7 protein-coding genes are annotated in these 11,670 nt (G+C 60.9%); 5 read left to right on the top strand and 2 right to left on the bottom strand.

Annotated features, from left to right (window positions below):
- Nucleotides 1-48: 48 nt before the first annotated feature.
- The 5 genes from ptsP to clpB all read left to right on the top strand — a co-directional run bounded on the left by ptsP (nt 49) and on the right by clpB (nt 8,181).
- On the top strand, nt 49-2,316 hold the full coding sequence (gene ptsP / locus ACSV9I_RS21925; protein ID WP_054159373.1) for a phosphoenolpyruvate--protein phosphotransferase: 2,268 nt from the start codon (nt 49-51) through the stop codon (nt 2,314-2,316).
- A gap of 26 nt (nt 2,317-2,342) precedes the next feature.
- Nucleotides 2,343-3,425 (top strand): peptide chain release factor 1, encoded by a 1,083-nt coding sequence (gene prfA, locus ACSV9I_RS21930; RefSeq protein ID WP_438330829.1) that lies wholly within the window; start codon nt 2,343-2,345, stop codon nt 3,423-3,425.
- Entirely contained in the window at nt 3,422-4,294 is an 873-nt protein-coding gene (prmC, locus tag ACSV9I_RS21935; protein WP_438330830.1) for a peptide chain release factor N(5)-glutamine methyltransferase, read from the top strand. Before prfA ends, prmC begins: the two co-directional genes overlap by 4 nt.
- Nucleotides 4,295-4,624: 330 nt before the next feature.
- Nucleotides 4,625-5,377: a DUF4167 domain-containing protein gene (locus tag ACSV9I_RS21940; protein ID WP_438330831.1), complete on the top strand. Its 753-nt coding sequence runs from the start codon at nt 4,625-4,627 to the stop codon at nt 5,375-5,377.
- Nucleotides 5,378-5,580: 203 nt separating this feature from the next.
- Nucleotides 5,581-8,181, top strand: a complete 2,601-nt coding sequence (gene clpB / locus ACSV9I_RS21945; RefSeq protein WP_054159377.1) for an ATP-dependent chaperone ClpB — start codon at nt 5,581-5,583, stop codon at nt 8,179-8,181.
- A 65-nt stretch (nt 8,182-8,246) separates the two neighbouring features.
- On the opposite strand, the gene ACSV9I_RS21950 is transcribed toward clpB, so the two are convergent.
- Together ACSV9I_RS21950 and ACSV9I_RS21955 are read right to left on the bottom strand one after the other, a co-directional pair.
- Nucleotides 8,247-8,831: a DUF805 domain-containing protein gene (locus ACSV9I_RS21950; RefSeq protein WP_438330832.1), complete on the bottom strand. Its 585-nt coding sequence runs from the start codon at nt 8,829-8,831 to the stop codon at nt 8,247-8,249.
- A gap of 386 nt (nt 8,832-9,217) precedes the next feature.
- Nucleotides 9,218-11,161 (bottom strand): M23 family metallopeptidase, encoded by a 1,944-nt coding sequence (locus ACSV9I_RS21955; RefSeq protein WP_438330833.1) that lies wholly within the window; start codon nt 11,159-11,161, stop codon nt 9,218-9,220.
- Between the last annotated feature and the right edge of the window lie 509 nt (nt 11,162-11,670).

Here is an 11,670-nt window from a genome sequence, read left to right on the forward strand (position 1 = left end):
GTAAGGGTAACAAGCCGCTGACCAATGGGAAGTGGAGCAAAAAGCGCGATGAGAGACCTTTCTGCGGGTCCCCGCGTCCTCCTCAAGCGGCTGCGCGAACTGATGGCGGAGCCGCTCGAGCCGCAGGAGCGTCTAGACCGGATCGTTCGCCAGATCGCGAGCAACATGGTTGCCGAGGTGTGCTCGGTCTATGTGCTGCGCTCCGACAGCGTTCTCGAGCTCTATGCGACCGAGGGTCTGAACAAGGACTCGGTTCACCTGGCCCAGCTGAAAATGGGCCAGGGTCTGGTCGGCACGATCGCGGCCTCCGCGCAATCGCTCAATCTTTCGGATGCTCAGGCGCATCCAGCCTTCCGCTATCTGCCGGAGACCGGCGAAGAGATCTACCACTCCTTCCTCGGCGTGCCGATCCTGCGCGCCGGGCGAAGCCTTGGCGTTCTCGTCGTGCAGAACAAGGCCCAGCGCAATTACCGCGAGGACGAGCTGGAAGCGCTCGAAACCACGGCCATGGTGCTGGCCGAGATGATCGCGACCGGCGAGTTGAAGAAGATCACCCGGCCGGGTCTTGAGCTTGACCTGACGCGCCCGGTGACCATCGACGGCGACAGCTATTCGGAAGGCATCGGCCTCGGCTATGTCGTGCTGCACGAGCCGCGCATCGTTGTCACCAATCTGCTGAACGAAGACAGCGAGACGGAAATCCGTCGGCTGGCCGATTCGCTGGGGTCGCTGCGCATCTCGATCGACGACATGCTGTCGCGGCGCGAGATTTCCATGGAAGGCGAGCACCGCGACGTGCTCGAGACCTACCGCATGTTCGCCCATGACCAGGGCTGGGTGCGGCGCATGGAAGAAGCAATCCACAACGGACTGACGGCGGAAGCTGCGGTCGAGAAGGTGCAGAGCGACACGAAGGCGCGCATGATGCGCCTCACCGATCCCTATCTGCGCGAGCGGATGCATGATTTCGACGATCTGGCGAACCGCTTGCTGCGTCAGCTGACGGGATTTTCGCCGCGTAGTTCGGCGAACGGTTTTCCTAACGACGCCATCGTCTTTGCCCGCGCCATGGGGGCAGCGGAACTCCTCGACTATCCGCGTGCCAACCTGCGGGGCCTGGTGCTGGAAGAGGGCGCCGTTACCAGCCATGTGGTGATCGTGGCGCGCGCCATGGGCATTGCGGTCGTTGGACAGGCGGCGGGCGTGGTCGCGCTGGCGGAAAACGGCGATCCAGTGATCATCGACGGCGACGACGGCAAGGTGCATGTGCGCCCGGTCGCCGAGATGCAGAAGGCCTATGAAGAGAAGGTCAAGCTGCGGGCCAAGCGGCAGGAACAGTTCCGGGCACTGCGCGATGTCGAGCCTTTGACCCGTGACGGGCACCGGATCAAGCTGCAGATGAATGCCGGCCTTCTGGTCGACCTGCCGCAGCTTGCCGATTCCGGTGCCGATGGCATTGGCCTTTTCCGGACCGAACTTCAGTTCATGATTTCCTCCACCATGCCGAAGGGCGAGGAGCAGGAGAGCTTTTACCGCAGCGTTTTGAAGCAGGCGGCCGGACGGCCGGTCACTTTCCGTACACTGGATATCGGCGGGGACAAGGTCGTCTCCTATTTCCGGTCCCAGGAAGAGGAAAACCCAGCACTTGGCTGGCGTGCCATCCGCCTTTCGCTCGATCGGCCGGGCCTGTTGCGCACCCAATTGCGGGCTCTGCTCAAGGCGGCTTCCGGGGCGGAGCTGAAGATGATGCTCCCCATGGTCACCGAGGTTTCGGAGATCCGGGCTGTGCGTGAACTGATGCAGAAGGAAGTGCAGCACCTGTCGAAGTTCGGCCATCAGCTGCCGAAAAAGCTGCAGTTCGGAGCGATGCTCGAAGTGCCGGCGCTGCTGTGGCAGCTGGACGAGCTGATGAACGAGGTCGATTTCGTGTCTGTCGGCTCCAACGATCTCTTCCAGTTCTCGATGGCGGTGGATCGTGGCAATGCGCGGGTAGCGGATCGCTTTGATGTGCTCGGCCGTCCGTTCCTGCGGATCCTGCGCGATATCGTGCGCGCAGGCGACCGCAACAATACGCCGGTGACGCTCTGCGGTGAGATGGCGTCGAAGCCGCTTTCGGCCATGGCATTGCTCGGGATCGGTTTCCGGTCCATCTCTATGTCGCCGACGTCGATTGGCCCGGTGAAGGCAATGTTGCTTGGTCTCGATGTGGGCACCCTCGCAGCCGAGCTTGGAGCGGTGCTTGACGACGATGCACCGGGTGTGTCAGTCCGCGATTGGCTTATCCGCTTTGCGGGCGCCAACGACATTTCCGTCTGAACCTGACGAAGATCCTGGAGTAGTGGGTGGCGAAGCTTCCTGTCGAGAAAATGCGCGAACTCGAACGCCGGTTCGGCGAGATCGAGGCGCGGATGTCGGCGGGCCCGGCTGCGGACGTCTATGTGAAACTGGCGTCGGAATATTCCGAACTCGAACCTGTGGTAAAACAGATCCGGGTTTATGAGGCAGCGACCGCTGAGGCTGCCGACCTGCGAGCCATGCTCTCCGACAAGACGACGGACCGCGAAATGCGCGATCTTGCGGAGATGGAGCTTCCGGAGGTCGATGCCCGCATCGAGGCGCTGGAAAGCGCCATCCAGATCCTGCTGCTGCCGAAGGATGCCGCCGACGAGAAGAGCGCGATTGTCGAAATCCGGGCTGGAACCGGCGGATCTGAGGCGGCCCTTTTCGCAGGCGACCTGTTTCGCATGTATGAGCGTTTCTCGTCCACCAAAGGCTGGAAGGTGGAAGTGCTCTCGGCCAGCGAAGGGGAAGCCGGCGGCTACAAGGAAATCATCGCGACGATCAGCGGCCGGGGCGTGTTTTCCAAGCTGAAGTTCGAAAGTGGTGTACATCGCGTTCAGCGGGTTCCGGAAACGGAGGCTAGCGGCCGCATCCATACATCCGCCGCAACGGTCGCCGTTTTGCCGGAAGCCGAAGAGATCGATATCGAAATCCGGCCGGAAGATATTCGTGTCGACACGATGCGCGCATCCGGTGCGGGCGGACAGCATGTCAACACGACCGATTCCGCCGTTCGCATCACACACTTGCCGACGGGCCTGATCGTCACGTCGTCAGAGAAGTCGCAGCATCAGAACCGGGCAAAGGCGATGCAGGTGCTGCGCTCCAGGCTCTATGACATTGAACGCCAGAAGGCGGACAGCGAACGTTCAGCCAACCGCAAGAGCCAGGTTGGCTCCGGCGATCGCTCTGAACGTATCCGCACCTATAACTTCCCGCAGGGCCGCGTCACGGATCACCGCATCAACCTGACGCTCTACAAGCTTGACCGGATGATTGAAGGTGAAATCGACGAGATGGTCGATGCCCTGATCTCCGATTACCAGGCCGGCCAGCTGGCGCAACTGGGTGATGTGCAGCCATGACGGACACTGCGTCGGTGCGCGCTCTGATCCTTGACGCGCGGCGGCGCTTCGAGGCGGCGGGCCTTCCCGAGGCTGCTTCCGATGCGCGAATCCTGGTTGGCGGGATTGCCGGGCTCACGTCGACGCAATTGCTTCTCGATAGTGATCGCGTGCTGGACACGACTGCTGCTGCTTGCGTGGAGCAGGGGGTCCTGCGACGGTTGGCGCGCGAACCGATCCACCGCATTCTCGGGGCACGGGAGTTTTACGGGCTGGAGCTTGGCCTGTCTGCTGAGACACTTGAGCCTCGCCCCGACACGGAAGTGCTTGTCGATGCGATGCTTCCCCACGTCGTACGCATCGCCGGCGAGAAGGGGCGTGCCTCCATCCTCGACCTGGGCACAGGAACGGGCGCCATCGCGCTGGCCCTCTTGCACGAATGCGGCCAGGCGCAGGCAGTTGGCGTCGACATCTCCGAGGATGCATTGTCGACGGCGGCGCGCAATGCCGAGCGGCTGGGATTGGCGTCCCGTTTCGAGACCCGTGCAGGCCCGTGGTTCGTTCATGTGCCGGAGCGGTTCGACATCATCGTCTCGAACCCACCGTATATTCGCAGTGCGGTCATGGTCGATCTGGAGCCTGAGGTCCTGAAATACGATCCACATCGCGCACTTGATGGCGGGCCCGACGGGTTGGAGGCTTATCGCGCCATTGCGGACGAGGCGGCCTCCCATCTCCTGGAGCGTGGTCTTGTTGGTGTTGAAATCGGCTTTGACCAGCGAGACGAAGTCGTGCAAGTCTTTGGCGAAAAAGATTTTTTACTTCTCGAAGAGCGCAAGGATCTGGGCGGAAGAGATCGGGTATTGGTATTCACCCATAATCGTCGCTGACGGTTTTGTTGCGCTTGCTAAGGATATTTGGAGGATATCAAGAAAAACACTTGGTTTTGCGCGGGAAGCGGGATAGCTTGCGGGCACGCAACGGGTGGCGGAGAAAGAACGAAGATTCGTTCATGTCCCGACCGGCTTCGGAACTGGTTCGTTATCGAACTCCGCCAAGCTCGCAAGGCCGGTGCGTAACTCAGTAATCTCGACTTTCACCAGCGGTAAGCAAGGCGAGGGCGCGGTCTGCCAACGGCACGCTGGGACTTGGCCGGTTCAACCAGAGCCAATAGCGTTGCCCCTTCATCAGCACAACAAAGACATTCAGGTGAATTATCTATGAGGCCAGGACAGCAGAACAAGCGTGGTCGGGGGCGTAACAACAACAATAACAACAATGGCGGTGGTGGAGGCAACTTCAACCGCAAGGGCCAGAACCCGCTGACCCGGACCTATGATAGCTCGGGTCCGGATGTGAAGATTCGTGGTACGGCCCAGCACATTGCTGAAAAATACGGTGCGCTCGCACGCGATGCCCAGAGTTCTGGTGACCGCGTCATGGCCGAAAACTACCTGCAGCACGCCGAGCACTATAACCGCATCATCGCTGCTGCCCAGCAGCAGATGCAGGAACGCTTCCCGCGTGAAGACCGTGACGATCGCGACGACCGTCAGGACTACAACGAGCGGGACGGCGAGGACATGGACGGTTCGGACGATAACCACGGCCACAACGGTGACGGTGGGAATCAGCAGGCCGCGCAGTCCCAGCCGCAACCGCAGCCGCAGCAACAGGGCCGACAGCAGCGGCAGAATCGGCCGCAGCCGCAGGCCCAGCCGCAGCCGCAGCCACTGGCGCAGCCGGACATTGCAGGCTCAGGTCCGCAGCCGGTCATCGAAGATATGCCGGCGGAAGCCGTCGCGGCAGCTGCCGAAATCACGGCAGATGTGGCAGGCGAACGCCAGCCGCGTCGTCGCAACGCCGGCAACCGTCCCCGCCGTCAACCGCGCCGCAGCGCGGGCTCGGACGAAGGTGGTGAAGGCAATGACGGGGGCGAAGCTCCTGCATTGGCGGATGTCGTCGCCGAATAATTCGTCTCTCCAATTTGACGATTGCGAAACTCCGGGCATGTCCCGGAGTTTTTCGTTTCAGGGCCTCTTTAAAGGGAAAATTCCCGCTCCCATATCTCGGTCAAGGGAGCGGCGAAGTCGCTTCGGGGCCTGCCACACGGGGGCCTGATCCAACCATCCGCCCTGTGCCGATTGCGGGCAGTGCGGGGAAACGGAGACTGACCATGAATATCGAGAAATATTCCGAACGCGTACGCGGCTTCTTGCAGTCGGCACAGACCAATGCCCTCTCCGAGGGGCATCAGCAGTTTCTGCCGGAACATGTGCTGAAGGTCTTGCTCGATGATGAGCAGGGCATGGCCTCCTCGCTGATCGAGCGTGCCGGTGGTGACGCGAAGGCCGTCCGGCTTGCCAATGATGCTGCCCTTTCCAAGCTGCCCAAGGTGTCCGGCGGCAATGGACAGGTGTATCTGGCGCAGCCGCTCGCCAAGGTGTTTTCGACGGCTGAAGAGGCCGCCAAGAAGGCCGGCGACAGTTTCGTCACCGTCGAGCGCCTGCTCTTGGCGCTCGCCATTGAAAGCTCGGCCTCGACATCTGCATCCCTGAAGAAGGGCGGCGTTACGGCCAATGGGCTGAACCAGGTGATTAACGAGGTTCGCAAGGGCCGAACCGCCGACAGCGCCAATGCTGAACAGGGCTTCGACGCCTTGAAGAAATATGCCCGTGACCTGACTGCCGAAGCGCGCGACGGCAAGCTCGACCCGGTCATCGGCCGGGATGACGAGATCCGCCGCACCATCCAGGTTCTCTCTCGCCGCACCAAGAACAATCCCGTCCTGATCGGTGAGCCCGGCGTCGGCAAGACGGCGATTGCCGAGGGGCTGGCGCTGCGCATCGTCAATGGCGACGTGCCGGAAAGCCTGAAGGAAAAGCGTTTGATGGCGCTCGACATGGGCTCCCTGATTGCCGGCGCCAAGTATCGCGGCGAGTTCGAAGAGCGCCTGAAGGCGGTTCTGAACGAAGTCCAGTCCGAAAACGGCGAGATCATCCTGTTCATCGACGAGATGCATACGCTGGTCGGTGCCGGCAAGGCGGATGGCGCGATGGACGCGTCCAACCTGTTGAAGCCAGCCTTGGCACGCGGCGAGTTGCACTGCGTGGGTGCGACGACGCTCGACGAATATCGCAAGCATGTCGAGAAGGATGCAGCCCTTGCCCGGCGCTTTCAGCCGGTCATGGTCGATGAGCCGACGGTCGAGGACACGATCTCGATCTTGCGCGGGCTGAAGGAGAAATATGAGCAGCACCACAAGGTCCGGATCTCGGACTCGGCCCTGGTTGCGGCTGCCACGCTCTCCAATCGCTACATCACAGACCGTTTTCTGCCAGACAAGGCGATCGACCTGATGGATGAAGCGGCATCGCGGCTGCGCATGCAGGTGGATTCCAAACCCGAAGAGCTCGACGAACTCGACCGCCGGATCATGCAGCTGAAGATCGAGCGAGAAGCATTGAAGAAGGAAACCGACACGGCTTCGGTCGATCGGCTGAAGCGTCTTGAGACCGAACTGACCTCGATTGAAGAACAGGCGGATGCGCTGACCGCCCGCTGGCAGTCGGAAAAGCAGAAGCTCGGCCTTGCCGCAGATCTGAAGGGCAAGCTCGACGAGGCGCGCAACGAATTGGCCATTGCCCAGCGCAAGGGCGAGTTCCAGCGCGCTGGCGAACTGACCTATGGTGTTATCCCGGACCTTGAAAAGGCTCTGGCTGCCGCGGAAGCACAGGATGGTTCGAGCAATGCCATGGTGCAGGAGGTCGTGAACCCGGATGCGATTGCCCATGTGGTGTCGCGCTGGACCGGCATTCCCGTCGACAAGATGCTCGAAGGCGAACGCGACAAGCTGCTTCGGATGGAAGACGAGCTGGCGAAATCCGTCGTCGGCCAGGGCGATGCCGTACAAGCCGTGTCGCGGGCCGTTCGCCGGGCGCGTGCCGGCCTGCAGGATCCGAACCGGCCCATTGGCTCGTTCATCTTCCTCGGACCGACCGGCGTCGGCAAGACGGAGCTGACCAAGTCGCTTGCCCGTTTTCTGTTCGATGACGAAAGCGCGATGGTGCGGCTCGACATGTCGGAATACATGGAGAAGCACTCGGTCTCACGGTTGATCGGGGCGCCTCCGGGCTATGTCGGATATGATGAAGGTGGCGCGCTGACGGAGGCTGTCCGGCGCAAACCCTATCAGGTTGTCCTGTTCGACGAGATCGAAAAGGCGCATCCGGATGTGTTCAACGTGCTGCTGCAGGTGCTTGATGACGGGCGACTGACCGATGGCCAGGGCCGCACCGTCGACTTCAAGCATACGATCATCATCATGACCTCTAATCTCGGGGCAGACTATCTGACGGGTCTCGCCGAGGGTCAGGATACCGACATGGTGCGCGATCAGGTGATGGATGTGGTGAAGGCCTCGTTCCGGCCGGAATTCCTCAATCGCGTCGACGAGATCATCCTGTTCCACCGGCTGCAGCGCGGCGAAATGGGGGCGATCGTCGATATCCAGATGAAGCGTCTCGTGCAGCTTCTGGCCGAGCGCAAGATCGTGATCGATCTTGAAAGCGGCGCGCGCGATTGGCTGGCCGACAGGGGCTACGACCCGGTCTATGGGGCGCGGCCGTTGAAGCGGGTCATCCAGAAATATCTGCAGGACCCGCTCGCGGAGCAGATCCTGTCCGGTCAGGTGCTGGACGGCGCCCGCGTCAAGGTCGAAGCCGGCAGTGATCGGCTGCTGATCTCGCCCGAGAGGGATATCAGCCAGGCGGCCTGATCCGCCGGCACGCAACCAGCAAAGGGCGGCTCAATGGGCCGCCCTTTTCAGTTTTGTCTGACGGTTCACATGCCCCGGCGGCCGAAGGCGGGCCGTGCCTGTGCCGCTTGAGATGCCGTTCCCGACGACCGCTGGCTGGTGGGATCCGATGACCGCGTCACGCCTGATCGCGTCGGTGTCGGGGACCCGTTTCGAGCCGCGACGGTCCGCCGGTCGAGAGACGGGTGGTCGGGTCTCGGAGCGTCAGGCGCCGTCCAGGAGAAGCTATTGCCCGGCATGAATAGTAGAAATAACCCGGAAACGAGCTGCAGTCCTATCGTGAGCGCTGAAAGCAGCGATCCGATCGGCGTACCGACCATCTGAGCTTCCGCACCATAGGCCACCACGAAGACCGCCGTGAAACCCAGCATCACAAGGAGAGGGCTCAGACCAATGTCACGAATTCTGGCCGCCTGGAGGCTGAGTGACATCCAGAGGCTGACGAGACCGAACAGGGCCAAGAGTAGGAGTATCTGAACTCCACTGCCTGACCGCATGGACATGATTCCGATGACCGCCACACCGCCGACAACCAGGTGAGCGACGAGACCAGTCAGAAAATATTGCAGTCTGTTGAGGCGACCGCGAAACATGAAAAGAACTTCGATCATAATCAATCCCTGCTAGAAATTGCAGGTCATGACATCATGCAACTCATTCTTTTTGATGAATCTGAAAGCTGGTATTTGAGAGAAAGGGCGGTTCCTGCTGGATAGTTTTAAGTGGCGTCCGGCTTCGCCAGGTCCGCGCCCTGGTGCTCAAGCCAAACTCAAGGGCAGGCTGCCTTCTGTGTCGACACGCAACACCCCTATGTCGGGTAGCGCCTGCAAGGGAGGGCGTTCGCGATCAGATCTTGACCGCTTGCGAGACAAAGCGGGCAGGGGCGGCTAGGGACACGCCCGCCTTTCGGGCTAAACGGTATCGTGGAAGAGCTCGATCTCATTGGCTTCGTGCCAATCGGGAGGCGGAACGGCTCCGCAGTTTAGCTGGAACCGGTCTAGCGATTGGCAACCTGGGCTGGTCGGCCCGTCCCCTGAAGCAGCGTATCGATCCGCTGCCGCTCCGTCTGGAAATTCGCCAGGGCCGTGCCCTCCAGTGTCTTGCCGCCCGGAAGGCGGACCTTCATCGGATCGACCTTGGTTCCGTTGACGATCAGCTCGTAGTGCAAATGGGTGCCGGTCGAGGCTCCCGTGGAGCCGACATAACCGATGACCTGGCCCTGGGTGACCTTGGCACCCGGGACGACGCCCTTGGCGATGCCGCTTTGGTGATTATAGGATGTGACGTAGCCATTGGCATGCCGGATCAGGGTCTGGTTGCCGTAACCTGATGCCCAACCGGCCTTTTCGACCACGCCATTACCTGCAGAAATGATGGGTGTTCCGCGCGGAGCGGCCCAGTCGACGCCTGTGTGCATTCGGGAATAGCCGAGAATGGGATGGCGCCGCATCCCGAAGGACGATGTGAAGCGGCCGCCGGGAAGCGGATTGCGCAGCAGGAACTGGCGGATCGACTTGCCGTTTTCATCGTAATAATCGACGGAATTGTCGTCCGGGTTCTGAAAGCGATAGAATTGGGTCAGATTGTCACCAAATCGCGCCCGAACATACAGCAACTCTGAATCGGCCGTAGCGCGGCCTTCCTCGTCAGAGACTGAGAAGAAGGCTTCCAATGTGTCCGAGGGCTTCAGCTGCGCCTGGAAATCGACATTGGCCGCGAGCAGACGAATGACAAGTGCGGTCAGGTCCGTGCTCATGCCATAGGAGAGTGCTGCCCGGTAGATGCCGTCATAGACCCGTGGCAAGTCCCGGCCAGAGGCAATAGCCGGACGCGCGCCGTCAAAGGCGCCGGCGACCGCATCGAGCTGCGGGGGCTCGACACCACGGATCAGACGACCTCCATCCGTGACCGCCATTGTCGCGACGTGACGTCCCGCATGATAGAGAGTGAACCGGACGAGGCGCACTTCTTCGCCGCGCTGAATAAGCCCGATCCGCAGCACATCGCCTTCTTCGAGCCCGCTTTCCTTGACAAAAGGCGCGAGCGACTTCTCGACGCTGTCTGCGCGAGATTGCGGATAGCCGGATGCCATCATCAGGGCGGAAACAGTCTGGCGACGGCGGACCGGCAGAATGTCCTCCGCATATTCCGGTGTCTCGGGCGTGATGATCTCCGGTTCGGAGACGCTCATGTTTTCCTCGACGACCCGGGCACTCAGACCGACAGCGATACCGAGGTCGCTGTCATCCGCATCAAAACGGCGGGGATCGATGTAGTAGAGAGCTGCGACCTGTGTGTCGCCGGTGGTCAGAACCGAGCCGTTCGAACGGACATTCTCCTCAACTTCGTCAAAGGTCATGTCACCGGCCAGCGGTTTGTCCGGCGTGGTCGGGAAGGGCCTGGAGGTCAGGGTCACCTCGGATTCGACATCCGAGCCATAGAGTGTACCCGTGCGCGGCGCGAGCTGGTGTTCCTGTTCGGGAACGGCAAAGATCGTCAACGGATCGAAGGCCGGATAGCGCTCCTGAACGGGATAGTCTGCAGCAAGTGTCATCTTCACATGGGCGAAGGGTAGTTTGCGGACCACTTCACGATCGCCGTCCCGAAAGACCGTGGGCACATCGAGAATGGCCTTGTCGACCGGTCGCGCTGCGATCTTGGGTGCGATCAAGCGATTGCCGCGGACGGCATCTTCAGTCTCTGCGGCTTCTTCATCGGGGGGGATGGCAGCATAGGCCTCTGCCGGGATGGCAAGCTGCTGGCGGCCATCAAGGGCCGCAAAGAGGGCGACACCCATGAGAATGCAGGAGGTGATGCCGGTGAGAAACGTACCGGAGAGCCAGCGCAACGAGATCTCGCGGCGATCCGGTGCCCGAAAGCCATCTGCCAGGATCGGCGCATCGCTGCCCAGCGAGCGGATCATGTCACGGTCTGGCGTCATAGAGTGTTGTCCAACCCCTGCTTCAGGATGAGTAATCGGTACCTGTCATCGGCGAAGTGGCAATCATGTCTCATGTCAGATCGCATTCGTCAAATCCTGGCCGCCAGAGGCTTGGGTTGAGCCGGACTCATGCCGAGCCGAAGATGCGAATTGATCATGGGATGCCCGATCGCTGTGATCCTTATAGACAGCATCGGAATAAGGAGATTACGCGGCAGGAGCGTTCTTGTCCTATAAAGAGGGCAAAGACCGATCTAGCCGGACATGGCGGCTGATTGGCGTGGACGGGAAACGCTCGCAACTTTGGGCAAGAGCGGAAGCTTACATTAGGAATGCGCAAATTCTGTCATTATTTCAATCGGATGACACTTTTTTCGATTTTTTCCAATTTCCACTGTTGACGGTATAGGGCTCGAGCCGTATAAGCCGCTTCACCGAACGAGAGGCGGCGGCGCGGAAGCGGCGACGGACTGGTTCAGAAAGAAATCTTCTAGAAATTGGCTGAATTG

The sequence above is a fragment of the Rhizobium sp. G187 genome, assembly GCF_051549525.1.
In the GTDB taxonomy this organism is placed as follows: domain Bacteria; phylum Pseudomonadota; class Alphaproteobacteria; order Rhizobiales; family Rhizobiaceae; genus Allorhizobium.

Coding starts and splice junctions, on each gene's coding strand:
- ptsP (WP_054159373.1), top strand. CDS start 49: ATGAGAGACCTTTCTGCGGGTCCCCGCGTCCTCCTCAAGCGGCTGCGC.
- prmC (WP_438330830.1), top strand. CDS start 3,422: ATGACGGACACTGCGTCGGTGCGCGCTCTGATCCTTGACGCGCGGCGG.
- ACSV9I_RS21940 (WP_438330831.1), top strand. CDS start 4,625: ATGAGGCCAGGACAGCAGAACAAGCGTGGTCGGGGGCGTAACAACAAC.
- clpB (WP_054159377.1), top strand. CDS start 5,581: ATGAATATCGAGAAATATTCCGAACGCGTACGCGGCTTCTTGCAGTCG.
- ACSV9I_RS21950 (WP_438330832.1), bottom strand. CDS start 8,831: ATGATCGAAGTTCTTTTCATGTTTCGCGGTCGCCTCAACAGACTGCAA.
- ACSV9I_RS21955 (WP_438330833.1), bottom strand. CDS start 11,161: ATGACGCCAGACCGTGACATGATCCGCTCGCTGGGCAGCGATGCGCCG.